At 72.4% G+C, this 26,769-nt stretch carries 22 protein-coding genes; 10 read left to right on the top strand and 12 right to left on the bottom strand.

Translation table 11 applies throughout. The features are described 5' to 3' along the window. The first annotated feature begins 134 nt into the window (after positions 1-134). The gene (locus tag VR894_RS07770; protein WP_324650807.1) at positions 135-1,463 is read left to right on the top strand and encodes a UDP-glucose/GDP-mannose dehydrogenase family protein; all 1,329 of its coding nucleotides are present in this window, start codon (positions 135-137) and stop codon (positions 1,461-1,463) included. A gap of 247 nt (positions 1,464-1,710) precedes the next feature. Next, positions 1,711-2,580 carry an Fpg/Nei family DNA glycosylase gene (locus VR894_RS07765; RefSeq protein WP_324650806.1) on the top strand — a complete coding sequence of 290 codons (870 nt, stop codon included), beginning with the start codon at positions 1,711-1,713 and terminating at the stop codon, positions 2,578-2,580. A 154-nt stretch (positions 2,581-2,734) separates the two neighbouring features. Here the strand turns inward: VR894_RS07765 and VR894_RS07760 are convergent, their stop codons facing one another. From VR894_RS07760 to VR894_RS07750, 3 genes are read right to left on the bottom strand one after another with little or no spacing between them, the layout of a single operon-like run. Continuing rightward, entirely contained in the window at positions 2,735-3,721 is a 987-nt protein-coding gene (locus VR894_RS07760; RefSeq protein WP_324650805.1) for a Gfo/Idh/MocA family oxidoreductase, read from the bottom strand. After that, a complete protein-coding gene (locus VR894_RS07755; RefSeq protein ID WP_324650804.1) occupies positions 3,721-4,824 on the bottom strand; it encodes a DegT/DnrJ/EryC1/StrS family aminotransferase in 1,104 nt (367 codons plus the stop codon). Before VR894_RS07755 ends, VR894_RS07760 begins: the two co-directional genes overlap by 1 nt. Next, entirely contained in the window at positions 4,821-5,414 is a 594-nt protein-coding gene (locus VR894_RS07750) for an acyltransferase (RefSeq protein WP_324650803.1), read from the bottom strand. Before VR894_RS07750 ends, VR894_RS07755 begins: the two co-directional genes overlap by 4 nt. A 163-nt stretch (positions 5,415-5,577) precedes the next feature. On the opposite strand from VR894_RS07750, the gene VR894_RS07745 reads away from it, so the two are divergent. The 5 genes from VR894_RS07745 (at position 5,578) to VR894_RS07725 (ending at position 12,227) form a co-directional block, all read left to right on the top strand. Then, the gene (locus VR894_RS07745) at positions 5,578-6,309 is read left to right on the top strand and encodes a glycosyltransferase family 2 protein (protein WP_324650802.1); all 732 of its coding nucleotides are present in this window, start codon (positions 5,578-5,580) and stop codon (positions 6,307-6,309) included. A 13-nt stretch (positions 6,310-6,322) separates the two neighbouring features. Next, complete coding sequence (locus tag VR894_RS07740) at positions 6,323-6,709, top strand: DUF2304 domain-containing protein (protein ID WP_324650801.1); 387 nt, start codon at positions 6,323-6,325, stop codon at positions 6,707-6,709. 151 nt (positions 6,710-6,860) lie between these two features. Further along, positions 6,861-7,994 carry an LCP family protein gene (locus VR894_RS07735; protein ID WP_324650800.1) on the top strand — a complete coding sequence of 378 codons (1,134 nt, stop codon included), beginning with the start codon at positions 6,861-6,863 and terminating at the stop codon, positions 7,992-7,994. Between the two features lie 64 nt (positions 7,995-8,058). Beyond that, positions 8,059-9,330, top strand: a complete 1,272-nt coding sequence (locus VR894_RS07730; RefSeq protein ID WP_324650799.1) for an LCP family protein — start codon at positions 8,059-8,061, stop codon at positions 9,328-9,330. A gap of 92 nt (positions 9,331-9,422) precedes the next feature. Continuing rightward, a complete protein-coding gene (locus VR894_RS07725; protein ID WP_324650798.1) occupies positions 9,423-12,227 on the top strand; it encodes a cation-translocating P-type ATPase in 2,805 nt (934 codons plus the stop codon). A gap of 42 nt (positions 12,228-12,269) precedes the next feature. On the opposite strand, the gene VR894_RS07720 is transcribed toward VR894_RS07725, so the two are convergent. Both VR894_RS07720 and VR894_RS07715 read right to left on the bottom strand, forming a co-directional pair. Continuing rightward, positions 12,270-12,686, bottom strand: a complete 417-nt coding sequence (locus tag VR894_RS07720) for a CoA-binding protein (RefSeq protein ID WP_324650797.1) — start codon at positions 12,684-12,686, stop codon at positions 12,270-12,272. Beyond that, positions 12,683-13,840, bottom strand: a complete 1,158-nt coding sequence (locus VR894_RS07715; protein WP_324650796.1) for an acyltransferase — start codon at positions 13,838-13,840, stop codon at positions 12,683-12,685. Before VR894_RS07715 ends, VR894_RS07720 begins: the two co-directional genes overlap by 4 nt. Before the next feature lie 188 nt (positions 13,841-14,028). Between VR894_RS07715 and galE the strand changes: the two genes are divergently transcribed. Continuing rightward, complete coding sequence (gene galE, locus VR894_RS07710; RefSeq protein WP_324650795.1) at positions 14,029-15,009, top strand: UDP-glucose 4-epimerase GalE; 981 nt, start codon at positions 14,029-14,031, stop codon at positions 15,007-15,009. A gap of 28 nt (positions 15,010-15,037) precedes the next feature. On the opposite strand, the gene purE is transcribed toward galE, so the two are convergent. Together purE and VR894_RS07700 are read right to left on the bottom strand one after the other, a co-directional pair. Continuing rightward, complete coding sequence (gene purE / locus VR894_RS07705) at positions 15,038-15,559, bottom strand: 5-(carboxyamino)imidazole ribonucleotide mutase (protein WP_324650794.1); 522 nt, start codon at positions 15,557-15,559, stop codon at positions 15,038-15,040. Positions 15,560-15,643: 84 nt separating this feature from the next. Further along, a complete protein-coding gene (locus tag VR894_RS07700) occupies positions 15,644-16,804 on the bottom strand; it encodes a 5-(carboxyamino)imidazole ribonucleotide synthase (RefSeq protein WP_416380825.1) in 1,161 nt (386 codons plus the stop codon). A gap of 34 nt (positions 16,805-16,838) precedes the next feature. Here VR894_RS07700 and VR894_RS07695 point away from each other — a divergent pair, with 34 nt between their 5' ends. Further along, positions 16,839-17,453, top strand: coding sequence for a GtrA family protein (locus tag VR894_RS07695; RefSeq protein ID WP_324650793.1), 615 nt, complete (start codon positions 16,839-16,841; stop codon positions 17,451-17,453). A gap of 23 nt (positions 17,454-17,476) precedes the next feature. On the opposite strand, the gene VR894_RS07690 is transcribed toward VR894_RS07695, so the two are convergent. From VR894_RS07690 to VR894_RS07670, 5 genes are all read right to left on the bottom strand, one after another. Then, positions 17,477-18,778, bottom strand: coding sequence for an ATP-binding protein (locus VR894_RS07690; protein ID WP_324650879.1), 1,302 nt, complete (start codon positions 18,776-18,778; stop codon positions 17,477-17,479). A gap of 28 nt (positions 18,779-18,806) precedes the next feature. Beyond that, a complete protein-coding gene (locus VR894_RS07685; RefSeq protein WP_324650792.1) occupies positions 18,807-19,493 on the bottom strand; it encodes a response regulator transcription factor in 687 nt (228 codons plus the stop codon). 225 nt (positions 19,494-19,718) lie between these two features. Beyond that, positions 19,719-23,750 carry a family 16 glycoside hydrolase gene (locus VR894_RS07680; RefSeq protein WP_324650791.1) on the bottom strand — a complete coding sequence of 1,344 codons (4,032 nt, stop codon included), beginning with the start codon at positions 23,748-23,750 and terminating at the stop codon, positions 19,719-19,721. 147 nt (positions 23,751-23,897) lie between these two features. Beyond that, the gene (locus VR894_RS07675; RefSeq protein ID WP_324650790.1) at positions 23,898-24,899 is read right to left on the bottom strand and encodes an adenylate/guanylate cyclase domain-containing protein; all 1,002 of its coding nucleotides are present in this window, start codon (positions 24,897-24,899) and stop codon (positions 23,898-23,900) included. A gap of 136 nt (positions 24,900-25,035) precedes the next feature. Next, entirely contained in the window at positions 25,036-25,854 is an 819-nt protein-coding gene (locus VR894_RS07670) for a biotin--[acetyl-CoA-carboxylase] ligase (RefSeq protein WP_324650789.1), read from the bottom strand. A gap of 98 nt (positions 25,855-25,952) precedes the next feature. Between VR894_RS07670 and VR894_RS07665 the strand changes: the two genes are divergently transcribed. Then, positions 25,953-26,699, top strand: a complete 747-nt coding sequence (locus tag VR894_RS07665; protein ID WP_324650788.1) for a DsbA family protein — start codon at positions 25,953-25,955, stop codon at positions 26,697-26,699. The last annotated feature ends 70 nt before the right edge of the window (positions 26,700-26,769 follow it).

Genomic DNA, 26,769 nt, shown 5'->3' with positions numbered 1-26,769 from the left:
ACTCCCCCAGGTGTCATGACGGCGAACATACCGGGCGAGCGTCACCTGACGACACCTGACGATCTTCGTGTCGCCGAGACACCCCTGACCGAGGTCTCATCATTCTCCAATGCGCCATGGCTAGTGTGTGCCCCATGCAGATCTCGGTGATTGGTTGTGGGTACCTGGGCGCGGTGCACGCGGCGTCGATGGCGGAGCTGGGTCATGACGTGGTGGGCATCGACGTGGACGAGGCCAAGGTGGCGGTGCTGTCGGCGGGCAGGGCGCCGTTCCACGAGCCGGGCTTCGACGAGCTGCTGGAGCGCAACGTGAGCGCGGGCCGGCTGCGGTTCTCCACCGACTTCGCCGACGTGGCCGGTGCCCGGGTCCACTTCATCGGGGTCGGCACCCCTCAGCAGGCCGGCTCCTACGCCGCGGACCTGTCCCAGGTCAACGGGGCGGTCGCCTCCCTGCTGCCCCACCTGGCCCCCACCGCCGACGGGCCGGCGGTCGTGGTGGGCAAGTCCACCGTGCCGGTGGGCACCGCCGCGGGTATCGCCGCCCAGGTCGAGGCGCGCGGCGGGGTGCTGGTGTGGAACCCGGAGTTCCTGCGCGAGGGCTTCGCCGTGCAGGACACCATCTCCCCCGACCGCATGGTCTACGGCCTGCCCACCGACCCCGACGCCGCCGAGACCGCACGCGCGGCCCTGGACGAGGTGTATGACAACCTCATCAACGACCAGGCCATCCCCCGCCTGCTCACCGACTACGCCACCGCCGAGCTGGTCAAGGTCGCGGCCAACTCCTTCCTGGCCACCAAGATCTCCTTCATCAACGCGATGGCCGAGCTGTGCGAGGCCACCGGCGCCGACGTCACCCAGCTCGCCGCCGCCATCGGCCACGACGACCGCATCGGGCACAAGTTCCTGCGCGCCGGCGTCGGCTTCGGCGGGGGCTGCCTGCCCAAGGACATCCGCGCCTTCATGGCACGCGCCGAGGAGCTCGGCGTGGACGAGGCCCTGGGCTTCCTGCGCGAGGTCGACTCCATCAACGACCGCCGCCGCGACCACGTCATCACCCTGGCCACCGACCTCCTCGGCGGGCAGCCCGCCGGCAAGAAGGTCGCCGTCCTGGGCGCCTCCTTCAAGCCCGACACCGACGACATGCGCAACTCCCCCGCCCTGGACATCGCCCACCGCCTCAACGCCGCCGGCGCCCACGTCGTGGTCACCGACCCCCAGGCCGGCCCCATCCTGGCAACCCAGAACCACCACGACTTCACCATCGCCGACACCCCCGAACAGGCCATCACCGGCGCCGACCTCACCCTCCTGCTCACCGAGTGGCGCCACTTCCGCGACCTCGACCCCGCCGCCATCGCCGACCTGCCCCACCAGCGCGCCATCATCGACGGCCGCAACGTCCTCGACCCCCAGCAATGGCGCACCGCCGGCTGGACCTACCACGCCATGGGCCGCCCCTGACCGACCCACCTCCCCCCCGCCGGACCCGACGCGCCCCCTCTCGCCGACAGCGGAGTTGTTGCGTCCGCCCCAGCACCCACCCCCGCGCTCCCTTCGCCGACAGCGGAGTTGTTGCGTCCACCCCAGCCTCGGTGCTCCGCTCGCCGACAGCAGGGTTGTTGTGTCCACCCGCAGCCCCGGACGGTCTGACGAGGCGCACTATCCCGCCACCTGACAGCGTCGGCTCATCTCTGCCAGACTGAGCGCCGTGCCCGAGCTGCCGGAGGTGCAGGCCCTGGTGCAGGTGCTCGCCACCCACACCACCGGCCGGCTGGTGCGCGCCGTCCACGTCACCTCCTTTCCGTCGTTGAAGACCTACGACCCGCCCCCCGCCGCACTCGTCGGTGGCACCGTCACGGGCGTGCACCGGCACGGGAAGTGGCTCGACGTCAGCACGGAGGGCGACGACGGCGAGCTGCACCTGGTCGTCCACCTGGCCCGGGCGGGCTGGGTGCGCTGGCACGACATCGCCCCGACAGGTCTGCCCCGGGCCGGCAGATCCGGGCTGGCTGCCCGCGTGGTGCTCGACGACGGCGCCTTCGATCTCACCGAGGCCGGGACGAAGAAGAGCCTCGCGATCCACGTCGTGCGACAGGCGGTGGACGTGGAACGGATCGCTTCGCTCGGCGTCGAACCGCTCTCCGCGGCGTTCACCCGAGACCTCCTCGACGAGCTCCTCGACGGCAAGAACCAGCAGATCAAGGGCCTCCTGAGGGACCAGGGGGTGATCGCCGGCATCGGCAACGCCTACTCCGACGAGATCTTGCACGCCGCCCGGCTCAGCCCGTTCACGCTCACGCGCTCGCTCGACGCGGACGCCCGCGACCGACTGTTCCGCAGCATCGGCACGGTCCTCGACGCCGCGATCCGGGCCGCCACGGGCAAGGAAGCCGCCGAGCTCAAGGACGTCAAGCGCTCCCACATGGCCGTGCACGGCAGGGCGGGGCAGCCCTGCCCGGTGTGCGGGGACGTCGTCGCCGAGGTCTCCTTCGCCGACTCCTCACTCCAGTACTGCCCCACCTGCCAGACCGGCGGGAAGCGGCTGGCCGACCGGCGGATGTCGAAGCTCCTCCGCTGACGGCCCCGCCCGCCGCCATCGCCAGGCCGGCTCGCTAACACTCCCGCATGCAACAACTCCGCTGTCGGCGCGTGAGGGGGTGACTCTCACGCGCCGGGGGCCGGATCCTTCGCACACCGCACGCAACAACTCCGCTGTCGGCGCCATGTGGGGGTTAGAGGGTGACGGTGCGGCCTTCCTCGGCGGCTTGGAGGATGGCTTCGATGACGGTGAGGGTGTGGACGCCTTCGTCCATGGTGACGATGGTGGCGCCCTTGCCCTGGACGGCGTCGCGGAAGTTCTCCTGCTCCACGCGCAGTGGTTCGGCCTTGGGTACGGCGTAGCGCACGACGTCGCCCTCGGTGACGCCGCGGAAGTGGGCGACCCTGTCCCAGGTGGTGGGCACGGTGCCGTTGGCGTAGAAGGTCAGGTCCCCGGTCATCGTGTCGGCCACGAACGCCCCGCGCTCGCCGGTGACCACGGTGGTGCGTTCCTTCATCGGGGAGAGCCAGTTGACGACGTGGTTGACGATGACCCCGGACTCCAGCAGGCCGGTGGCCACGACCATGTCCTCGTGCTCGCGTCCCGAGCGGTGGGTGACCTGGGCCGCGACCTGGCGGTAGCGGCTGCCGGCGATGAAGGTCGTGAGGTCCACGTCGTGGGTGGCCAGGTCCTTGACCACGCCCACGTCGGAGATCCGCGCGGGGAACGGGCCCTGGCGGCGGGTCTGGATCTGGTAGACCTGCCCCAGCTCCCCGGCCGCCAGACGCCGCCGCAGCTCCAGGATCGCCGGGTTGCACCGCTCGACGTAGCCCACCGCCCCCACCAGCCCTGCCCGCGAGAACGCGTCGGCGACCCGCTGCCCGGCCGCGGCACTGTGCGCGATGGGCTTCTCGATCATCGTGTGCACCCCGGCCGCGGCCAGCGCCATGCCCACCTGCTCGTGGTGCACCGTGGGCACCGCGACCATCGCCGCGTCCAGCCCCACCTCGATCAGCGCCTCCACGTCCCCCAGCACCGCCAGCTCACCGGCCACCCCGTGCACATCACCACCGGGATCGGCCACTGCCACCAGGTCCATGCCCGGGGTCTGCCGGATCACCCGCGCATGGTGGCGACCCATCGCCCCCAGCCCGATCAGCCCCACCCGCAGGTCACCCATCACGCACCCGCCTTCGCCACCGCGTTGACCCCGGCAACGACCCGCTCCAGGTCCTGCTGGGACAACGAGGGATGCACCGGCAGCGAGATCACCTCAGCCGCCGCCCGCTCGGTCTGAACAAGCTCGTGGTCCGGGGCGTAACGCGCCAGGGACTCCAACCGGTGGTTGGGGATCGGGTAGTACACCCCCGTGCCCACACCGTGCTCCTGCCGCAACGCCGCCACCATCGCGTCCCGCTCAGCCCCGTCCACCCGGATCGTGTACTGGTGGTAGACGTGCACCGCCCCCGGGGCCACCGGCGGGGTACGCACACCGGCCAGGTTCGCGTCGAAGAACGCCGCGTTCGCCTGCCGCTGCGCCGTCCACCCGGCCAGCTTGCCCAGCTGCACCCGCCCGATCGCCGCGTGGATGTCGGTCATCCGCACGTTCAGGCCCACCACCTCGTTCGCGTACTGCCGCTCCATGCCCTGGTTGCGCAGCAACCGCACCGCCCGGGCGACCTCCTCATCGGCGCACGCCACCATCCCGCCCTCACCCGAGGTCATGTTCTTCGTCGGGTACAGCGAGAACATCGCAAACCGGCCCCACGTGCCCACCATCCGCCCGTTCAGGCTCGCCCCGTGAGCCTGGGCCGCGTCCTCATAGATCTCCAGGCCGTGCTCGCCCGCCACCGCACCGATCGAGTCCATGTCCGCCGGGTGCCCGTACAGGTGCACCGGCATGATCCCGCGCGTGCGCTCACTCACCGCCGCCCGCACCGAGGCCGCGTCCAGGCAGAACGAGTCCGGGTCGATGTCCGCGAACACCGGCCTCGCGCCCGTCAACGCCACCGAGTTCGCCGTCGCCGCGAACGTGAACGACGGCACGATCACCTCATCACCCGGACCCACCCCGGCCGCCAGCAGACCCACATGCAGACCCGCCGTGCCCGAGCTCACCGCCTGACACCGCCGACCCGCCACCAGCGCCGCGCCGAACTCCTCCTCGAACGCCGCCACCTGCGGCCCCTGAGCCACCATCCCCGACCGCAGCACCGCATCAACAGCAGCCCGCTCCTCCTCACCGATCAACGGCCTAGCAGCAGGGATCAAGGACTGGTTCATGCGGTGACCTCGCGTAGTTCGTCGTCGTGGATCTGGTAGGTCCGGCCGGTGGCCGGGCAGCGGAGGTGGTCGCCGTCGGGCTCGAGGCGCCGGCCGGCGTGGCCCACCCAGCCGATCTGGCGGGCGGGGACCCCGGCGACCAGGGCGTGGGCGGGCACGTCGCGGGTGACGACGGCGCCGGCCGCCACGGTGGCCCAGGCGCCGATGGTCACGGGTGCGACGCACACGGCGCGCGCGCCGATCGCGGCTCCCCGCTCGATGACCACCCCGACCGGCTCCCAGTCCGCTGCGGACTTCACCGACCCGTCGGGGTTGATCGCACGGGGATGGGTGTCGTTGGTGAGCACGGCGGCGGGGCCGATGAAGACGCCGTCGGCGAGCTGCGCCGGCTCGTAGACCAGGGCGTAGTTCTGCACCTTGCAGTGCCGGCCGAGGTGCACGCCGCTGCCGATGTAGGCCCCGCGGCCGATGACGCACCCCTCCCCGATGTCCGCACCCTCGCGGACCTGGGCAAGGTGCCACACCGTGGTGCCGTCGCCGATCCGGGCGTCGTCGGAGACGTCCGCGCTGTCGGTGATGCGTGCGGTCATGCGTCCCTCTCGTCGGCCGGCGCGATGTGCCAGCGTCCAGGCTAGCCGACGGCCACCGGCGCGCACTGGGCACGAGGGCCCACCCGACGAGGTGCGCCCGACCACACCCCGTGGCCGGCGACCCACGCCGCCCCCTGGGAGCCGGACTGCCACAATGGCCGCCATGAGCTCGTCCTCGCTGCAGCCCCGCGACGCCGCCGCCGTCGACGGCACGGTGCAGCAGCGCCCCGTCACCGACGCCTGGCTCGTCGTGCCGCTGTTCCAGGAGGCCTCCGTCATCGGTGACGTCGTCGAGCAGGTCCTGCCGACCTTTCCCCACGTCGTGTGCGTCGACGACGGCAGCACCGACCGCTCGGCGGAGCGGGCGCGCGCGGCGGGCGCCGTCGTCGTGCGCCACCCGGTCAACCTGGGCCAGGGCGCCGCGCTGCAGACGGGCATCGAGTGGGTGCTCTCCCGCACCGACGCCGACTACATCGTGACCTTCGACGCGGACGGCCAGCACCAGACGACGGATGCGGCAGCGATGGTGGCCCGTGCGCGGGACGAGGGGCTCGCCGTCGTCTTCGGCTCCCGCTTCCTGGACCGACGCACCCGTCCCGGTCTGCTCAAGCGTCTGGTGCTCAAGACCGCCGTGCTGGTGAGCAACCGGACCACCGGGCTGCGGCTCACCGACGCCCACAACGGGCTCCGGGTGATCCGGCGCGACGCGGCCCAGCGGCTGGATCTGCGCCAGGACCGCATGGCCCACGCCACCGAGATCGTCGCCCAGCTCGGCCGCACCGGACTACCGTGGGCCGAGCACCCGGTCCACCTGCTGTACACCGACTACTCACGGGCGAAGGGCCAGTCCCTGCTCAACTCGGTGAACATCCTCGTCGACCTCATCTTCCGCTGACCGCTGGAGCCCCATGCCCGACCAGATCGTCATCCAGGTCCTGCTGCTCGTCGGCGTGGTCGTGGTCACCGTCCTGCTCACCCGCTCCACGGCCAACGCCCGGCACCAGGCGATCCGCCGGATCCTGCTGACGGGGTTCGTCGTCGGAGCGGCACTCTCGGTGCTCTTCCCCAACTGGCTGACCTACCTCGCCCGGCTGGTGGGTGTCGGCCGTGGCACCGACCTCCTGCTGTACGCGCTGATCATCGCCTTCCTCTCCTACATCGCGATGAGCTACCGGCGCCTGGGGGATCTCGAGCGCAAGATCACGGTGCTCACCCGCGAGGTCGCGCTCACCCGGCAGCGCCTCGAGGCCGCGGACGGGGCCGAGGGCCCGCCGACCGGCCGCCCCGCCGAGTGACGACCGTGCGCCGCCGCACCGGCGACCTGCACAAACCCTCCACGTCCGCACCACCGACCTGGCGCCAGCAACGCCCGGTGCGGGCCTAAGATCGACAGTTGTGTCTGCCCGAACCCCTCGCCACGCGGCGTCGCAGCATCGTCCGTCGTCGTTGGCCCGTCGCGCCGCCCTCGGCGCGCTGAGTCTCGTGCTCTTCGGCACGAGCACGTTCGCGATCGCGTACAACGACATCCAGTCGAACATCGACAGGCATGACATCGGCGACCTGCTCGGCGACCGCCCCACCACGGACGGTGAGCCCCCGGCGCCGCTGGACCCCGCGGCAGGTGAGCCGATCAACATCGTCGTGCTCGGCTCGGACACCCGCGCCGGTGACGTCAACGCCGCGTACGGCATGACACCGGAAGGCGGGCAGCGCTCCGACACGACGATGCTCGCGCACATCTCCGCGGACCGGCAGCGGGTGGAGGTCGTGTCCATCCCCCGCGACTCCCTCGTCACCATCCCCGCCTGCCGGATGGCGGACGGCACGTGGACCGAGCCGCGCGAGGACGCCATGTTCAACACCGCGTTCTCCACCGGGGCCGACGGCGGTGACCTGGGGACCGCCGCGGCCTGCACCATCCGCACGATCGAGGAGCTGAGCGGCGTCCTCGTCGACGACTTCGTGATCGTCGACTTTGCCGGGTTCATCAACGTCGTCGACGCCCTCGGCGGGGTGCCGATGTGCCTCGAGGAGCCGATGCAGGACGACCGCGCGCACGCCGACCTGCCCGCCGGGCCGCAGGTGCTCGACGGCCGTGGGGCCCTGGCCTTCGCCCGCGCCCGCTACTCCCTCGGTGACGGGTCGGACATCAGCCGGATCGGCCGGCAGCAGGAGCTGGTCGCCGCGATCGCCCGCGAGGCGCTGTCGAAGAACCTCCTCACCGACATGCCCAAGCTCTACCGCTTCCTCGACGCCGCGACCGCCACCCTCACGACCGGCTCCGAGCTGGGCTCCATCCCCACGCTCTCCGGGCTCGCCTACTCGCTGCGCGGGATCGACCTGGAGAGCATCGTCTTCGAGACCATGCCCTTCGAGTGGGCAGGTGACCGGGTGCGGCCCGCCGCGGAGGCCGAGGAGCTGTGGGAGGCGCTGCGCGCCGACCAGCCGATCGACGGCGCCCTCGACGCGTCGGGTGAGGAGCCCACGGAGGACCCGACGGACGGCACCGAGGAGCCCACCACGGAGGAGCCCCCCGTCACCGCCGGCCCCGAGCCCACCGAGACGCCCCTGTGCCCCTGAGCGCCTCCTTCGCCCACGGCGGCGGGCGCACTACATTGACCGAGCACACAGAGTCGGGAGAGAGATGAGCCGCGAGGACCGCCGGGGGCGCGCAGGCCGGCAGGAGCCGGACGAGTCGGGTATGCCACCGGCCTTCGCGCCGGGGGCCGCTGCCCCGCGCCCGGACGCCCGCGGCGCCCGTCCCGTCGGCAACGGCGCGACCCGGCCGCTGCCGACCACCCGCCCGGGCGCCCCCGAGCGTCGGTCCATCCACCCTCCGGAGCAGGCGCAGCGCCCGGCGTCGCCGCAGCAGCGTGCCGAGCCGGCTGCCTATGCCCCCCGTGCGGCGACCCCGGCCGAGGCCGGCAGGCCGACGGGCACCGGCCGTCCTGATCAGCGGCCCGCGGCCCGACCCGCCCCACCCAGGCGGCGCCGTCGCGGACGAGGGGTGCTCGCCGTCGTCGTCGTCCTGCTCGTCCTCGTGGTCGCCTGGCCCGTCGGGCTGCTCATCTGGGCCAACGGACGCATCGAGCACATCCCTGCGCTGTCGGGCGCGGCGAACACCCCGGGGACCACCTACCTGCTCGCGGGGTCCGACTCGCGAGCGGACGGCGTCACGGACGACGGCACCGAGGGGCAGCGCTCCGACACGATCATGGTGCTCCACAAGCCCGACTCCGGTCCGTCGGCGCTCGTCTCGCTCCCCCGTGACACCTTCACCGAGATCCCCGGCTACGGGAGCAACAAGCTCAACGCCGCCTACTCCTACGGCGGCCCCGAGCTGCTCGTCCAGACCGTCGAGGGCCTCACCGGGCTCACCGTCGACCACTACGTGGAGATCGGGATGGCCGGGGTGCGGGACGTCGTCGACGCCGTCGGGGGCGTGGAGCTGTGCCTGGACTACGACGTCAACGACTCGCTCAGCACCCTGGTGTGGGAGGCCGGGTGCCGGCAGGCCGACGGTGACACCGCGCTCGCCTTCGCCCGGATGCGCTACTCCGACCCGCAGGGCGACATCGGTCGCACCGAGCGACAGCGCCAGCTCGTCGCCTCGATCATCTCCGAGGTCGCCACGCCCTCCACCCTCCTCGACCCGCGGGGGCACGTCGAGCTCGTCGACTCGGCGCTCAGCGCGATCGTCGTCGACGAGGACACCGGCATCGTCGACCTCGCCCGGATGGCCCTGGCCTTCCGGTCCGCGACGGGCACCGACGGTCTCGTCGGGCCGCCGCCGATCGCCGACCTCAACTACCAGCCCGGCGGCGTCGGGTCCACGGTGCTCCTCGACCCCGACCGCGCTCCCGGCTTCTTCGAGCGCCTGCGCGACGGCGAGCTCACCGCCGCCGACTTCGAGTAGCGGCCCCGTCGCGGCCCGGGCACCCTCCGTCCACGCGATCTCGGCGGCCCAGGGCAGGGCCGCCCGCGTGCGCCGGGGAGCATGATGGGCAGGTGACCGCGACCTCGCCGATCCTCGACCTGGACCCCACCACGACCGACGCCGACGCCGTCGCCCGGCAGCTCGGGACGGACCCCGCCACGGGCCTCAGCAGCGAGGAGGCCGCTCGCCGGCTCGCGGCGGACGGCCCCAACGAGCTGCGCAGTGCGCCTCCCGTCCCACTGTGGCGGCGCGCGCTGGCACAGTTCCAGGACCCGCTCATCTACCTGCTGCTCGTGGCCGTCGTGATCTCGCTCGTCGCGTGGCTGGTCGAGGGTGGCGAGGGGCTCCCGGTCGACGCGGTCGTCATCCTCGCCGTCGTCGTCCTCAACGCCGTCATCGGGCTCGTCGAGGAGTCCAAGGCGCAGGACGCCGTCGCCGCGCTGAGCACGATGACGGCCGCGTCGTCGACGGTCGTGCGCGACGGGCAGCTGCGCACCCTCCCCTCGGCCGAGCTGGTCCGCGGTGACGTCCTCGTGCTGTCCGAGGGCGACGCCGTCGGTGCCGACGCCCGCGTCCTGTCGGCTAGCAACCTCCGGGTCCAGGAGTCGTCGCTCACCGGGGAGAGTGAGGCCGTGGTGAAGACCCCGGCCACCCTGCCGGAGGCCGTGCAGCTGGGGGACCGCACGAACATGGTCCACAAGGGCACCGCCGTGCCGCAGGGCGTGGGCCGTGCCGTCGTCACGGCGACCGGAATGGCGACCGAGATGGGTGCCATCGCCGAGATGCTCGAGGAGACTCGGGAGGACCCCACCCCCCTGGACCGGGAGATCGCCCAGATCTCCAGGATGCTCGGTGTCACGGTCGTCGCCATCACGATCGTCGTCATGGCCGTCACGGCCCTGGTCAACGACGTGTCCTCGGCGAGCGACGTCGTCACCGTGCTCCTCCTCGGTGTCTCCCTGGCGGTGGCGGCCGTCCCGGAGGGGCTGCCCGCGATCCTGTCGATGGTGCTGGCGATCGGCGTCCAGCGGATGGCGAGGCACCGCGCCGTCGTCAAGCAGCTGGGCGCGGTCGAGACCCTCGGCTCCGCGTCGGTCATCTGCACGGACAAGACCGGCACGCTCACGCGCAACGAGATGACCGTCGAACGCGTGCTCACGGCATCCGGCGAGGCGGTGGTCACCGGGATCGGCTACGCGCCCGACGGGACCGTGCTCTCCGGCGACCACCCGCTCACCGACGGTGACCTCCGCGCGGAGGTGCTCCTCACCCTGGCCGGCGGCTCGCTGGCCAACAACGCCGAGCTCACCGAGCGGGACGGCACCTGGTCCATCGAGGGTGACCCGACCGAGGCCGCGTTCCTCGTGGCCGCCCGCAAGCTCGACGGCACGCAGACCCTCCTCGGCCGCTACACCCGGGAGGGCGAGGTCCCGTTCTCCTCCGAGCGCAAGATGATGTCGGTGATCGCCCACGACGACGGCGGTCGCCGCCTCCTCGTGGCCAAGGGCGCCCCCGACGTCCTGCTCGAGCGGTGCACGCACGTGCGTCGCGGGACCGAGGCCGTCGAGCTCACCGCCACCGGCAGGGAGCGGCTGCTCGCCGGCGTCGGCTCCTTCACCGACCGCGCCCTGCGCACCCTCGCCGTCGCCTACCGCCCGCTCGCCGAGGACGAACGGCTCACGGACGACGACGACGGCACCCGGCTCGAGCGCGACCTCGTCCTCGTCGGCGTGGTCGGGATCATCGACCCGCCCCGTGAGGAGGCAGCCGTCGCCGTCGCCGACGCCCGCCGGGCCGGGGTGCGCACGGTGATGATCACCGGCGACCACCCCGGCACTGCCGCCCGCATCGCGGCCGACCTCGGCATCGTCGAGCCGGGTGGTCGGGCGCTCACCGGCGCCGACCTCGACGCGCTCGACGACGTCGCCCTGGCCCGCGCCGTCGAGGAGGTCAGCGTCTACGCCCGCGTCTCGCCGCAGCACAAGAACCGGATCGTCGACGCCCTCCAGGCCGACGGCAAGGTCGTGGCGATGACCGGTGACGGCGTCAACGACGCCCCGGCCCTGAAGTCCGCGGACATCGGCGTGGCCATGGGCGTCACCGGCACCGAGGTGACCAAGCAGGCCGGGAACATGATCCTCGGCGACGACAACTTCGCCACGATCGTCGTCGCGGTCCGGCTGGGTCGGGTCATCTTCGACAACATCAAGAAGTTCCTGCGCTACCTGCTGTCCTCGAACATGGGTGAGGTCTTCACCGTGTTCTTCGGGGTGGTCCTCGCCGGCGCCATCGGGCTCACCGGTGCGGCGGAGGGCGGGGAGGTCGTCGTCCCGCTGCTCGCCGTGCAGATCCTGTGGATCAACCTCGTCACCGACTCGCTGCCCGCGCTCGCGATGGGCGTGGACCCGGAGATCGACGACGTCATGGCGCGGCGCCCGCGCGGCCTCAGCGAGCGGGTGGTGGACCGCCGGATGTGGGGCGGGATCCTGTTCATCGGTCTGGTCATGGCCGCGGCGACGCTGCTGACCATGGACATCTTCCTGCCCGGTGGGCTCGTCGAGGGCAGCGACTCCCTCGACGTGGCCCGGACCGCGGGCTTCACCACCCTGGTGGTCGCCCAGCTCTTCAACGCGCTGAACTCCCGCTCGGAGACGACGAGCGCGTTCCACCGGCTCTTCGTCAACGGCTGGCTGTGGGCGGCGCTCGCCGCGGCGTTCCTGCTCCAGGTCGCCGTCGTGGAGGTCCCGGTGCTCCAGACGGCCTTCGGGACGACGTCGCTCGACCTCGCCCACTGGCTGGTGGCGGTGGCGATGGCGTCCGCGGTGCTGTGGCTGGACGAGCTGCGCAAGGTCCTCCTGCGCCGCCACCTGCGCTGACCGGCGTGTGCCGCACGTCCCTCCGGGCCGGGGAGGCGGTGGTCAGCCGACGTGGAGCCGGGGCGCCTCGATGGCGGGGCAGGTGTCCATGACGACGTCGAGCCCGGCCGCTCGCGCCCGCTCCGCCGCGGTCTCGTCGACGACGCCGAGCTGCAGCCACACGGCCTTCGCGCCCGCCGCGATCGCCTCGTCGACGACGCCGCCCGCGAGCGAGGAGTTGACGAAGACGTCGACGACGTCGATCGTCCCCGGCACCTCGGCGAGCGTGGCGTAGCCGCGCGCCCCGTGGACGGTCTCGGCCTTCGGGTGCACGGGCACGATCTCCATCCCGAGCTCCTGGACGTACGAGGCGATGTCGTACGCGGTGCGGGCCGGGTTGCTCGACAGGCCGACGACCGCCCACCGCCCGGGCGCGGTGAGGAGGCGTTCGATGACGGCGGGGTCGTTGCGATGGGTCATGCGGGCGCAACACCCGTCGCCGCGGGGGCATTCCGTCCCCGCAGGCCCTGCTCGATGGCGCGCCGCATGCGTGGGCCGACATGCTTCTCGACGCCGTGGTAGAGCGCCCACGCCGCGAGCAGGGCGACGGCGCAGGTGACGGCGAGCGTCGGCCAGCGGCCCAGGTGCGGGTAGAGCAGCTGGATGAGCCACCAGCCCCAGTGCTCGTGGGTGAGGTAGAGCGGGTAGGTCAGCACTCCCGCCTTCGCCAGCCAGACCCACCGGAGGTGGCGGAGCGGGGTGAGGGTCACGGCGGCGACGGCACCGAAGCACAGCAGCAGGGCGAGGGTCAGCACCGTCGTCGAGGGTTCGTGGGCCGTGTTGCGGGTGATGCTCTCGAGCTGGGCCGGGACGACGTCGCGGTGGGCGAGCAGGACGTTCCCCGCGAGCAGGAGCCACGGCAGCCAGGCGTGCCCGTCGCGGTAGATGACGTACAGCAGCATCCCGCCGGCGAACAGCGGGGCGTACCCGGAGATGAGGACCATCGCGAGGTACTGCGTCCCCTCCGCCGCGGCCGCCGCCAGGGGCCACACCGCGCAGAACGCGAGGACGCGACGTCGGGTGGTGCCGACGGCGACGAGCAGCAGGACGAGGAGGTAGAACCTCAGCTCTGTCCACAGCGTCCAGTACACGCCGTCGATGTTGGGCACCTCGACCAGCGCCTGGACCATCGTCAGGTTGACCACCGCCTGGCCGACGGTGATGTCCTTGCCGTCCGGCCAGATCCACAGCAGGAGGACGCTCGTCGCGACGACGGCCACCCAGTAGGAGGGGTAGAGCCGTGCCGCGCGGGAGGCGACGACGTACGGGACGTCCTTGCCCCATGCGGTCATCAGGATGACGAAGCCGGAGATGACGAAGAACAGCTCGGGTCCCAGGGCCGCGTAGATGACGCTGCGGCCGAGCTCGGGAAAGACGTCGCCGGGCAGCTGCTCACCCCAGGAGGAGTGCTCGCGGGCGACGTAGTGGTAGAGCATGACGCCCACCGCGGCGAGGAAGCGAAGGCCGTCGAGGCCGTAGAGACGCGGGCGCACCCCGCGACCGTCGGCCGGCGGCGGGGACGGGGCGTGCGGGGTGCGGGGCGCCTGGCCCACCGCACGGGTCTGTTCGGCCACGACCAGACGGTAGGCACGGCCCCCGTCCGGCGCGACCGGAGTATCACGATTCGATAACGACGGCTCGGGGCGCACGCCGGCCGCACGCGCCACCGCGGCCGCGCAGGCGGAGAGCCGCGGCGGACGGCTCTGATCGATTCTGCGCGACATTGTCGGAACCGCCGGCACCCTCCGGTAGCCTGTGCCGCATGAGCATCATGGTCACCGGCGGCGCCGGGTACATCGGGGCACACGTCGTGCGGCTGCTCCAGCAGCGGGACCAGGACGTCGTCGTCGTCGACGACCTCTCCACGGGGCGCGCCGACCGCGTCGGTGACGCGACGCTCGTCGAGCTCGACGTCGCCGCGGGTGACGCCCAGCAGCGGCTGGAGCTGGTCATGGAGGAGCGAGGCGTCACCGGGGTCATCCACTTCGCGGCGCGCAAGCAGGTCGGAGAGTCCGTCCAGCGCCCGGCCTGGTACTACCAGCAGAACGTCACCGGCCTGGCGAACGTCGTCGCCGCGATGGAGACCGTCGGGGCCGACCGTCTCATCTTCTCCTCCTCGGCCGCCGTCTACGGCATGCCCGACGTCGAGGTCGTCACCGAGGACGTCCCGCCCCAGCCGATCAACCCCTACGGGGAGACCAAGCTCGTCGGTGAGTGGCTCATCGCCGACGCGCAGCGGGCCTGGGGCCTGCGCGCCGCCAGCCTGCGGTACTTCAACGTCGCCGGAGCCGGCTGGCCCGAGCTCGGTGACCCCGCCGTCCTCAACCTCGTGCCGATGGTCCTGGACAAGCTCGAGCTCGGCGAGCGCCCGATGATCTTCGGCGACGACTACCCGACGCCGGACGGCACCTGCGTCCGCGACTACATCCACGTCCTCGACCTCGCCGCGGCCCACCTCGCCGCGCTCGACTACCTGGACGCGGAGGACCGCCCCGAGTCGGTGTTCAACGTGGGCACCGGCCGCGGCGGCTCCGTGCGGGAGGTCGTGGACGAGATCGGGCGCGTATCGGGACTCGACGTCACCCCGCGGGTCGCCGAGCGCCGGGCGGGCGACCCGCCGCGGCTCGTCGCCTCCGCGGACCGGATCGCCGACGTCCTGGGCTGGACGGCGCGGCAGGGGCTGCCCGAGATCATCGCCAGCGCCTGGGAGGCGTGGCAGGCGGGGCCCCGCCGCATCGGCTGACCCGAGCCGCCCCGGGTCACCGGGCTCCTCAGACCGAGAAGCCCGGGGTGTGGTTCCGGGCGGCGCGCAGCCGCGTGCCCTTGTCCTGGGCCTCGCGACGCAGCGTCTCCTGGAAGGCGACCATGCGCTCCCGCAGCTGCAGGTCCGCCTCCGAGGTCCCGGCAGCCAGGATCCGGGCGGCGAGCAGGCCGGCGTTCCGGGCGCCGCCGACCGACACCGTCGCCACCGGCACGCCCGCCGGCATCTGGACGATCGAGAGCAGGGAGTCCATCCCGTCGAGGTACCGGAGCGGGACCGGGACCCCGATCACCGGCAGCGGCGTCAGGGCCGCGAGCATCCCGGGCAGGTGCGCCGCTCCCCCGGCTCCGGCGATGACGACGCGCAGCCCGCGCTCGGCCGCCCCGCGGCCGTAGGCCACCATCTCCTCGGGCATGCGGTGCGCCGAGACGACGTCGACCTCGTGCGTGACGCCCAGCTCGGTGAGGGCGTGGGCGGCAGCCTCCATGACCGGCCAGTCCGAGTCCGATCCCATGACGATCCCGACATCCATCTGCGGTCCTCTCCTCGCTGCCTCACCCGACGTGCTCACTGTGCCGCACCACGGGGTGCCGGCGCGACCGTCCGCGGGCCGTCGCTACGTGGCGTGACCGTGGAGGATCGCGACAGCTGCGCGGGCCTCAGCACGCACGTCCTCGAGGTCGTCGCCGTAGACCGTGACGTGCCCGAGCTTCCGGCCGGGCCGGACCTCCTTGCCGTACAGCTCGACGCGCGCCCGCGGGCAGCGCGCGAAGACCTCACCGAGCACGCCCGCGGGGTCCCCGAGGTGGCTGCCGAGGAGGTTGACCATGACGCTCACCGGCGCGCGTGGGTCGGTCGGCCCGAGTGGCAGGTCGAGGACCGCCCGCAGGTGCTGCTCGAACTGGCTGGTGACCGCCCCGTCGATGGTCCAGTGGCCCGAGTTGTGCGGCCGCATGGCCAGCTCGTTGACGGCGATCCGCGACGACGACGCGACCGAGGCCGCGTCGTCGTACTCGAACATCTCGACGGCGAGGACCCCGGTGACGTCGAGCCCCTCCGCGATGCGCGTGGCGACGTCGACGGCCTCGGCGGCGAGGGCAGGGTGCAGCCCGGGTGCCGGCGCCAGGACCTCGGCGCACACGCCGTCGCGCTGGATCGTCTCCACGACGGGCCAGGCGCGGATCTGGCCGCTGGGGCGCCGCGCGACGAGGACGGCGAGCTCGCGGGTGAAGGGCACGCGCTCCTCGGCGAGCAGGGCGTCACCGGGAGCGAGGCCGTCGAGCCAGTCCGCGGCCTGCTCGGCGTCCGCCACCACTCGCACGCCCTTGCCGTCGTAGCCGCCGCGCGCGGTCTTGACGACGACGGGCCAGCCGGTCGCGTCCCCGAAGGCGGTGAGCTCCTCACGGCTGCGCACCGCCGCCCAACGAGGGCAGGGCACGCCCAGCTCGGTGAGGGCCGTGCGCATGACGATCTTGTCCTGCGCGTGGCGCAGCGCGTCGGCGCCCGGACGGACCGCCACGCCCTCGGACTCGAGCTGAAGCAGGAGCGCCGTGGGCACGTGCTCGTGCTCGAAGGTCAGGACGTCGGCGCCGGCCAGGGTCGCGCGCACGGCCTCGGCGTCATCGGCCCGGCCCACGGGCGCGTCGGGCACCACCTGAGCGGTCGACCCGTCGGGCGCCTCGACCAGCGCACGCAGCCGAACGTCCAGCCCGATCGCCGCCTGCTGCATCATGCGGGCGAGCTGCCCGCCTCCCACGACCGCCACCAGTGCTCCCACGGTCCGCGAGCCTACTGCCCGGTACGCTCGGGACGTGACGTCGTCCCACGCCGCGGCGGACCTGCCCCCTCGGGGTGGCGACGCTCCTGGCTCCCCGCACACCGCGCGGGTGGATGCGCCGGTGGCGCCGGCCGCCACCACGCGGGTCGACCCCGCGGGCACCACTGGTGAGCGGGCCGTCGTCGGCGCGCTCGCCGACGCGGGTGGCCGCTGGCTGCGGTGGCGCCAGCAGGCGATCGAGCTCCTCAAGTTCGGCACCGTCGGCGGGGTCGCGTTCGTCGTCGACGTCGGGCTGATGAACCTCCTGCGCTTCGGGCCGGGCGAGGTGCTCGGCGACAGGCCATTGACCGCGAAGGTGCTCTCGGTCGTCGTCGCCACGCTCGTGGCGTGGCTCGGCAACCGCTACTGGGCGTTCTCCGGGACACGGCGCGAGGAGCGGGGCCGCGAGCTCGTGTGGTTCCTCCTCGTCAACGCCGGCGGCATGCTCATCGCCGTGGGCACGCTCGGCGTCTCGCACTACGTCCTGGGCTTCACCTCCCCGCTCGCGGACAACATCTCGGCGAACGGTGTGGGCCTCGTCCTCGGGACCGCGTTCCGGTACTTCTGCTACCGGTACCTCGTGTTCACCGGGTCCTCCGTCCCGCGCTGACCGCACGACGAACGGGCGCCCGCCTACCAGCGCCTGCGGCGCCGCCCCATGGACACGAGGGACCCCTGCGGCAGCACGACCGCCGGGTCGAAGGTCTTCGGCACGGCGGAGAGGAAGATCGCGAACACCGGTGGGCGCCGCGAGGCGAGCTCCAGCCGCCCGCCGTCCGCGGCGACGAGGTCCCGGGCGAGCGCGAGGCCCCGGCCGGTGCCCTTGCCCGCGGTGACGTAGCGCTCGAAGATGTCCGGCGCCAGGTCGTCCGAGACCCCGGGCCCCTCGTCGCGGACCTCGATGACCACCCCGTGCTCGGAGGCGGAGGACCGCGCACTGACGGTCGTCACCCCCTCGCCGTACTTCAGCGAGTTCTCCAGGAGGGTGGAGAGCACCTGTGCAAGCGCCCCCGGGGTGGCGAGCACCGCGAGGTCCGAGGTCTCGGGCAGCGTGAGGTCACGGCCGGCCGCAGCGAAGGTGGGCGCCCACTCCTCGGCCTGCTGGGCGAAGACGTCCTCCAGCCGCAGCGCCTCGGTCGTCCCGCCACTGCCCTGGCGGGAGTTGCGCAGGAGGTCCTCGACGACACCGGTCAGCCGCTCGACCAGCTCGAGGCTGATCCGTGCCTCGTCCGCGACGTCGTCGTCCTTGGTGATCGCCTGGATCTCCTCCAGCCGCATCGACAGCGCGGCCAGCGGTGTGCGCAGCTGGTGGGAGGCGTCCGCCGCGAACTGCCGCTCCGCCGCGAGCCGGCCCGCGAGCCGGTCACCGGTCCGGGTGAGCTCGGCGGCGACGAGGTCGATCTCCTCGATGCCGGAGGTCCGGAGGTGGGGGCGGACCTGCCCCGAACCGATCTGCTCCGCACTGGCCGCGAGGTAGATGAGCGGGGCGGCGAGCTTGCGGGCCTGACGGCGCGCGACGAGGACGCTGACCCCGAGCGCGAGCGTGGCTGCCACCGCGACGAGCGCGATGACGCGGACCACCATCCACTGCACCTCGGCCGCCCGGACCTCCATCCTCACCGTGGCCCCGCTGGGGGTGACCTCCACGGAGCGGATGACGTCGTCCTCGATCACCGAGCCGGCGACGAACCGCCGCCCCAGCGCGTCCTGGACGACGATCCGGGCCTCGAGGTTGACGTCGCCCCCCACCCACGGGGACAGCATCGCGTCGTCGAGCTCCTCCTCGTTGGCGATGCGCCGCTCGACGGACCTCGCCAGGGAGGAGGTCCGCAGGTCCAGCGTCGAGCGCTCGGAGTCCCAGATCATCAGCCCCCCGAAGACGGCCAGGGGCACCCCGAGGAGCAGGACCGCGACGGTGACCGCCACGAGCGTCATCGTCACCGCACGACGACGCACGTCGGCCTCAGCTCTCTCCGGTCGTCTCGAAGCGGAACCCCATGCCTCGGACGGTGGTGACGTAGCGCGGGTCGTTGGCGTCGTCGCCGAGCTTGCGACGCAGCCAGGACACGTGCATGTCGAGCGTCTTGGTGGAGCCGGTCGGGTCGGAGCCCCAGACCTCGCGCATGAGGGCGTCGCGCGCGACGACGGAGCCCGCCTCGCGCACGAGCACGCGCAGCAGCTCGAACTCCTTGGCCGTCAGCTGGAGCTCACGAGCTCCCTGGAAGGCGCGGTGGGCGGCGACGTCGACGCGCACGTCCTGGGCGGTGAGCTCGTCCTCGTCGGTGAGCTCCCCACCTGCCCGGCGCAGCAGCGCCCGCACCCGGGCGAGCAGCTCGGCGAGGCGGAAGGGCTTGGTCACGTAGTCGTCGGCACCGGCGTCCAGACCGACGACGAGGTCGACCTCGTCGGCCCGCGCGGTGAGCACGAGGATGGGGGTGGTCATGCCCTGGCTGCGGATCCACCGGGCGACGTCGAGGCCGTCCATGTCCGGCAGCCCGAGGTCCAGCACGATGAGGTCCACGCCGGCAGAGTTGTCGATCGCCCCCTGCCCGGTGCCGAAGGCACGCACGTCGTAGCCCTCGCGGGTGAGTGCGCGCGCGAGCGGCTCAGCGATCGCCGGGTCGTCCTCGACAAGAAGTACGTTGGTCACGCCGCCATCGTAAAGGGTTCTTCGGGAACGCGGGCCCGAGCACACCGTCGTTTTACCCGTCGCGGACATTTCTCCGCCAAAGGGAGCACCGACCTGCGCCGAACGGCGGAGAAGACACCAGCCGAGTGTGACGTCCTCCTCACGACGCGTGCGCGAACCGATGTGCCGAGACGACAGGTCCCCGCAGCCCGTGCGGCTGCGGGGACCTGTCGCTCCTGGCTGAGGTCAGCCGATGGGGCGGCGGACGCCGAGGGTGTCGACGCCGTCGCCGTTCCAGTCACCGACGTACACCTCGTCACCGGCGCGGCCGAAGCCCACGACGAAGTCGGCGGTGCCGCCACGCAGGGAGTTGTTCACGTGGTAGCTGGCCCCGCGGCGTACCGCGAAGGTGTCGCGCCCGTCGTCGTCCCAGTCCCCGACCAGGACCTGGTCGGCGGGCCGGCCGTAGGCGAAGACCACGTCGGCGTCGCCGCCGGCGAGGGTGTTCTTCACGTAGTAGGTCGACGCCCGGCGCACCGCGAAGGTGTCCACGGCGTCCCCGTCCCAGTCGCCGACCAGCACCTGGTCGGTGGGCCGGCCGTAGGCGAAGACCACGTCGGCGTCGCCGCCGGCGAGGGTGTTCTTCACGTAGTAGGTCGACGCCCGGCGCACCGCGAAGGTGTCACGGCCGTCCCCGTCCCAGTCGCCCACCAGGATGACGTCACCGGGACGTCCGTAGGCGAAGACCGAGTCGGCCTGGCCCCCGGCGAAGGAGTTGGCCACGTAGAACGTCGTGCCGCGGCGCACCGCGACCGTGTCGTCCCCGTCCCCGTCCCAGTCACCGATGAACACCTCATCGGCCCACCGGCCGTAGGCGAAGCGCACATCGGTGGTCCCACGCCAGGTGTTCGACAGGTGGAACTCCGCCGTCCGACCACCCGGCTGCGGCTCCCCGCCGCCGGCGGTGGAGAAGGTGTGGCTCCACTCGGCCACCGCCCCCTCGGTGAGCACGTACCCCTCGAGGGCTCGCGCCGTCACGGTCACCGTGCCCGAGCCCGGGTGCGTCCCGGCCTGGACCACCTCGCCGTCGACGACGTACTCCACGCCGTCGACCGCGGGGACCGTGAACGAGTCCTCGCTCGTACCCGCCCTGTCCGCGAAGGTGACCTCCGAGGGCGTCACCTCCACCGGGCTGGGCTCCAGGTCGGCGAGGTTGGCGACCTGGATGTTGCGGTAGAAGACCGTCTCCCCACCGCCGTGGTTCTGCACGCCGATGAACCCGGAGCTGAGGTCACGCGCGGGGTCGGTGCTCGTGAAGTCGTTGACGAGGACGTCGTTGAGGTAGACCTTGATCGAGTCCTCACCCTCGACGACGATCTCGTAGCTGTTCCACGTCCCCACCGGGTTGAGCGCCTCCTCGACGGCGTCGGGGTCCGCGCCCTGGAAGGTGTAGATCGCACCGGTGGTGCGGTCGGCCTCGTCGGTGGCGTCGACCTGGATCTCGTAGCCCTGGTTGACCGCGACCCACGGGTCGTCGCCCGGGTCGGGGAACCCGACGAAGATGCCGCCGTTGTCGTCCTTCACCAGCTTCCAGTCGAGCGTGAGGCTGTAGTCGCCGAACTCCTGCCCGGGGTACCACAGCAGGCCCATCCCGCCGCTGGTGCGCAGCGAGCAGTCGTCGTACCGGCCGAAGGACCCGGCGCCGGCGAGACGCCAGTCGGCGAAGCTCTCCAGGGTGCCGTCGAACAGTGCGGTGTATCCGTCCTCGGGGGCGACGGGCTCACAGATGTCGGGAGCCCCGACGGACAGCACGTCGAAGTTGACGTTGCCGTCGTCGCCCTCGTCGTAGCGCAGGGAGATGGTGTTGCTCCCGGCGTCGAGCTCGACGTCGCGGGAGACGGTGCCCCACGTCTTCCAGTCACCGGTGCTCGGCAGCTCCCACGGGCCGACCTTCTCCCCGTTGACGTACAGCGAGACGGTCTTGGTGCCCTCGAACGGGTGCGGGCCGTTCGCGTAGCGCAGGTTGACCGGGTGCGTCCCGGCCTCGTCGACCGTGGCCGTGAAGCGGACCTCGGCGCCGACGTTCTGGATGCCCTGGGCGAACCCGGTGCCGGAGTAGCCGTTGTGCTCGTCGTGGGGGTTGGCCCCACCGAGCATCGTGGCCTCCTCCGCCTCGTAGTAGCCCCGGTCCTCGGGCCCGACGTAGCCGGGCAGCGAGTTGAGCGTGTACCAGGCCTCGGTGCTCCACAGCTCCTGCCCGGAGCTGTCCGTGAACGGGCGCGGGGAGCGCAGGTGCACGACGTGCCCCGGCTCGAGGCCGTCGATGGCGAGCGTGACGGTCGTGCCGTCCTCCGACACCTCCGCGGAGGTGACGGGCAGCGTCTCCTCACCGACCTTCGGGCCGCCGTAGTCCGACGTCGGCACGTAGCGCCACTGGGTCACCTGGTAGGCCTCGGCGATGCCCTGGGCCGTCTCCTCGGACAGCGGCTGGGTGTACTCGATCTCGAAGCCGCCCTCGACGACGCGGACCTCGTGCATGTCGAAGGTGCTGGTGCCGACACGGTCGAGCTTCTGCAGGCCGTACCGCAGCTTGCCGGACTCGCCCCAGTTGCCGGCCTCGCCGATGCCGCCGACGTAGATGGCGCCGTCGGGGCCGATGATCGTGCGGTTGACACCGGCCTCCAGGCCGGCGGTGTGTCGGAAGACGGCCCCCTGGTACTCGCCCTCGACCTCCTCGAGGAAGACGCGCTGCAGGCCGCCGTAGGTGACGTCACCGAAGAGCATCTGCCCGGCGAAGGGTCCCTCGGTCAGCTGCACCGGGTTGCTCGGGGAGTTGCCGATCTCGTTCTGCGGGATCCACACGACCGGCGGCGTCACCGGCTGGTCGTCGAAGGGCCCGGGCGGGTTGGTGTAGTGGTTGAAGAACCGGCCCTCCTTGACGTGGACGAGCTTCGAGCTGGGCAACCAGTCACCCTGGTTGTCCATGACGAACAGGTCGTCCCCGTCGGTCCCGCCCCACCCGATGCCGTTGGGGGTGCGCAGGCCACCGGCGATGGGCTCGACCTCACCGGTCTCGCGGTCCACGGCGATGGTCGTCCCACGGCCCTGGGCGGGCTGCGGGTCGGTCGAGGCGCCACCCGGGTCGATGGCCACGGACAGGCTGAGGTAGAAGTTCTCCTCGTCGTGCACCAGCCCGAAGGCGAACTCGTGGAAGTTGTCGCCGTCCGGCCAGGTCGCGAACTTGCCGTCCTCCCCGTGCTCCGGGTTGCGCACGTACGCGGGGTTCTCCGGGTCCTCCGGGTTCGCCTCGGGGACGAGCTCGGTGAGCCCGTCGCGCTCGGAGACGAAGATCGAGTCGCCGATGACGTCCACGCCCATGGGGTTGAACAGCCCCTCGTGGACGAGGCGGTAGCTGACGTCCTCCGGGCCGTCGGCCTCCTGGGCGCCCTCGACGATGTACACCTCACCGGTGTGCGGGTCGGGCTGCCAGCCGCCGGGGCTCACCTGGCCGGAGGTCACGACGACGAGGTCGCCGTCCTCGGTGAAGTCCAGGGCCGACACCGGGGGCTCGAAGCCCTCGGGGCGCAGGCTGGTGAGCTCGTAGTCGGGGTTGACGTCGTAGAGGCGCAGGCCGTCACCGGGGGTGTCGGTCGCGCCCTCGCAGAACTTCACACCCGGCGAGGTCACGCGGACGACGCCCGCCTCCGTGCTCAGCGCGTCGGTGGGGACGACCTCGAAGGCCTCGCTGCCCGGGGGCTGCCACTCGAGGGTGAGCCGCTGGTTGTACCCGCCCTCGTAGTGCTCGATGCGCAGCGTGTGGACACCCGCAGTGAGCGGCACCGTGGTCTCGACCGACGTCGAGTCGTTCGGGCCGTCGTTCTCCAGGATGAGCTGGTCGTCGAGGTAGACGAGCGCGCCGTCGTCGTTCGTGACGCGGAAGCCGTACGCGCCGTCCTCGGGGACCGTGAGGTTGGCAAGCGCGTGGGTGATGAAGTTGTCGGCGGCGCCGAACTCCTCGTCCGTCCGCCAGTCGATCGTCGGCATGACCTTGTCGACGTTGGGCGTCGTGGCGGACCGCAGCGTGCACACGGCACCGGGGTCCCCCGGGAGCTGGAAGGTCCGGAGCGTGACTCCGGGGGTCTGTTCCGGCAGGTCGGCACCGGCGGGCACGGCCAGTCCCGCGCTGACGACGGCACCGACGCCGACGACGGCGGCGGCGCGGCCCACTCTCGATCTGGTTGCCGAGCCCCTGCGGGGCACGGCGGTGCGTACGAGCATCCTCACTCCTTCGGTCGACACGAGACCGACGACGAGCGTCCCTGCTTCGCCGCCGGGCAAGGGTGGACGCTATCCACCCTTACGGCACCTGTCAATCAACTTCCGAACAGTGAGAGATAAAAGTGTCGGCGCCTGCTCAGACCGCCGCTACGGCGTCGCCGGAGTCCCTTCCGGCGACGCGAGCCGGAGCTCGACGGGCGCCATCTGACCGATGCCGGGCATGTCCGCCGGCGGTCGCTGGACGAAGCTGAACGCCCCTGCGGCCGACGACGTGGCGAGCCGCTCGCTCGTCGCCGGGTCCATGATCACCGTCTCGGGTGGGGCGACGTCCACCAGCCGTGAGGCGAGGTTGACGACGGGTCCGAACACGTCGCCGGACCGGGAGATCACCCGGCCCCACACGAGGGAGCCCCGGACCGGGAGCAGGTCGGGGCGGGCCTTGATCGCGGCGACGAGGTCCACGGCGACGTGGGCCGCCGTCGGGAGGTCGTCGGCGATGAACATGACGGCGTCGCCGATCGTCTTGACCACGCGCGCCCCGTGCGAGGTGATGACGTCCCGGACGGTGAACTCGAAGCCCTGGACCAGGGCCGCAAGCTCCCGCGAGCCCAGGCGCGCGGAGCTGGACGTGAAGGACACCATATCCACGAAGCCAAGGGCGCGGGGCAGCGGCAGGGAGTCGCTCCCCGACTCCTCGACGGACCGGCCGGAGACCTCCATGTCCATCCGCTCGGCCAGCGCGGCCAGCTGCCGGCGCCACGCGTAGACGAGCTGGCCCTCGAGGACCCCGGCGATCTCGGCGATGCGGTCGAGCACGACGAGGCGCGCCCCCGTGTCGTCGAGCTTGTGGCGCCGGCTCGCGTCCTCGACGAGTGCCTCGATCTGCCACAGCACGAGCCGGTCGGCGAGGTAGCTCTGCGCCCGCAGCAGGGAGACGGCGGTGGTCCGGTCGACGTGCACGCCCCCGACTAAGCCACCGATCGCCCTGAGCGCCTCGACGTCGAGGGGCGTGAAGGTGACCGCGTCGTCCGGGACGTTGGGGAAGCCCATGGCACGCCAGAACAGCCGGGCCGCCGTGAGGTCGACGCCGGCGTGCTCGGCGAGCTGGACCATGGTGAGGGTCGGCTCACCACCGATGAGCTCGGCCACACGGTCGGCGACCGTGGAGCGTGGTGGTGTCTCAGGGGGTGGACTCGCTGAAGCGATGGTCCTCACCCCTCCCGGAGTCTTGCGGCGCCCGTCACAGTTCAAGGTTATCGCCCCGGCCCACGACCAGGGTCGACCGTCATGCCTGACGGCGCACGTGGAGCACGTCCCCGGCGAGGACACGGTGCCGCTCACCGCCGGGGTCGCGGACGACGAGCCCGCCGCCGTCGTCGATCTCCTCGGCGGTCCCGAGCAGCGGAGCGGCCGCCGGCCGTTCGACCCGCACGGCCCGACCGATGCTGAGGCAGACCTCGCTCACCTCGTCGAGCAGCCCGGCCGCGCGCGGGTCGCCACCGGACGCCTCCCAGCGCGTGACGAGGTCACCCAGCTCACGACCGACGGCGACGAGCAGCTCCTCCGCGGGCGGGACCGGCAGTCCCGCGAGCGCCAGCGAGGTCGCCGACGCGACGGGGAGCTCGGAGTGGTCCTGGGAGAGGTTGAGCCCGATGCCGACGACGGCTGCCGGCCGGCCCGTCGTCGTCGGGAGCAGCTCGGTGAGGATGCCGCCGAGCTTGCGCGCCGTCCCCCAGCCGGCCAGCTCGGGTCCGGCGTCGGGGACGAGGACGTCGTTGGGCCACTTGAGCCCGACCGCAGAGGTGGAGGCCGGGGCGAGGGCGCGGACGGCGCGCACCACCGCCAGGCCGCTGAGAAGCGTGAGCCAGGCAGCCCGTTCCGGTGGGACGTGCGGACGGAGGAGCAGCGAGGCGGTGAGCGCGGCACCGGGCGGGGTAACCCACCCGCGCCCGGCCCGCCCGCGCCCCGCCGTCTGGTGCTCGGCGAGAACGGCGGACAGGTGCGGCCACCGGTCCGGCTCCGCGGCGGCGGCGTCACGCAGCACGGTGTTCGTGGACGCGGCCTGCGGCAGCCGCTCGAGGCGCGCGAAGGGTGAAGCGGTCATGAGCCCAGCAAACCACCTGCCGCGGCACACTCCCAGGACTCCTCCGCCCGAGGCCGCGGCATAGCATGGCGGCACCGCCGACCCAGGAGAGCTCCGCCATGCCGACGTCCCGCAACCGCATCATCGTTCCGGCGCTGCTGCTCCTCCTCCTCGCCGTGGTGATCGCCGGGCTCCTCGTCGGTGGACGGGACACGCCCGACGGCGGAGCCGCACCTGAGCCGTCCGCGAGCGCCACGGTTGGCGGTGGCGGCGACGTCGGGGCCGCGCCGTCCGCGGACAGCCCGGGCTCCCCGGCGCCGGAGGATGCCGAGGCACCGGACCTGCTGCGCCGCATCGAGGGCGACCCGATGGCGGCCGGGCCCCACGACGCCCCGGTGGGCGTCGTCGTCTACTCCGACTTCAGCTGCCCGTACTGCCGGCAGTGGGCCCAGGAGACCCAGCCCGCGCTCCTCGACTACGCCGCCGAGGGCCGGGTGCGGATCGAGTGGCGTGACGTGAGCATCCTCGGCGAGGACTCCACGCGGGCCGCCATGGCGGCCGCGGCCGCCGCCCAGCAGGGCCGGTACACCGAGTACCAGGAGCTGCTCTTCGCCGACATGGATGCCCGGTCCCCCGAGCAGCTGACGGCGCTGGCCGAGCAGGTGGGCCTCGACGTCGAGCAGTTCACCACCGACCTCGACGCACCCGAGGTCGTGTCGGTCGTCCGGGGCAACATGCAGGAGGCGCAGGCGGTCTCCCTGCAGTCCACCCCCAGCTTCATCGTGGACGGGACCCCGGTCGTCGGCGCCCAGCCGACCGAGGTGTTCGTCGAGCTCATCGAGTCCGCCCTGGCCGGCGCCACCTGAGCCCCACGGCGCCCCGGTTGTGACCTCACCACAACTCCGCCGCCCCGAAACGCCCGGACCGGGCAGCGAG

Origin of the sequence: Georgenia sp. H159 (assembly GCF_035607575.1) — a bacterium.
Lineage (GTDB): Bacteria > Actinomycetota > Actinomycetes > Actinomycetales > Actinomycetaceae > Oceanitalea.
Note: the sequence above shows the minus strand (reverse complement) of the source record. Positions and strands in the feature narration are given on the sequence as shown.

Coding starts and splice junctions, on each gene's coding strand:
- VR894_RS07720 (WP_324650797.1), bottom strand. CDS start 12,686: ATGACCCATCGCAACGACCCCGCCGTCATCGAACGCCTCCTCACCGCG.
- galE (WP_324650795.1), top strand. CDS start 14,029: ATGAGCATCATGGTCACCGGCGGCGCCGGGTACATCGGGGCACACGTC.
- VR894_RS07670 (WP_324650789.1), bottom strand. CDS start 25,854: ATGACCGCTTCACCCTTCGCGCGCCTCGAGCGGCTGCCGCAGGCCGCG.
- VR894_RS07730 (WP_324650799.1), top strand. CDS start 8,059: ATGAGCCGCGAGGACCGCCGGGGGCGCGCAGGCCGGCAGGAGCCGGAC.
- VR894_RS07740 (WP_324650801.1), top strand. CDS start 6,323: ATGCCCGACCAGATCGTCATCCAGGTCCTGCTGCTCGTCGGCGTGGTC.
- VR894_RS07750 (WP_324650803.1), bottom strand. CDS start 5,414: ATGACCGCACGCATCACCGACAGCGCGGACGTCTCCGACGACGCCCGG.
- VR894_RS07665 (WP_324650788.1), top strand. CDS start 25,953: ATGCCGACGTCCCGCAACCGCATCATCGTTCCGGCGCTGCTGCTCCTC.
- VR894_RS07680 (WP_324650791.1), bottom strand. CDS start 23,750: ATGCTCGTACGCACCGCCGTGCCCCGCAGGGGCTCGGCAACCAGATCG.
- VR894_RS07760 (WP_324650805.1), bottom strand. CDS start 3,721: ATGGGTGACCTGCGGGTGGGGCTGATCGGGCTGGGGGCGATGGGTCGC.
- VR894_RS07745 (WP_324650802.1), top strand. CDS start 5,578: ATGAGCTCGTCCTCGCTGCAGCCCCGCGACGCCGCCGCCGTCGACGGC.
- VR894_RS07770 (WP_324650807.1), top strand. CDS start 135: ATGCAGATCTCGGTGATTGGTTGTGGGTACCTGGGCGCGGTGCACGCG.
- purE (WP_324650794.1), bottom strand. CDS start 15,559: ATGGATGTCGGGATCGTCATGGGATCGGACTCGGACTGGCCGGTCATG.
- VR894_RS07690 (WP_324650879.1), bottom strand. CDS start 18,778: ATGACGCTCGTGGCGGTCACCGTCGCGGTCCTGCTCCTCGGGGTGCCC.
- VR894_RS07755 (WP_324650804.1), bottom strand. CDS start 4,824: ATGAACCAGTCCTTGATCCCTGCTGCTAGGCCGTTGATCGGTGAGGAG.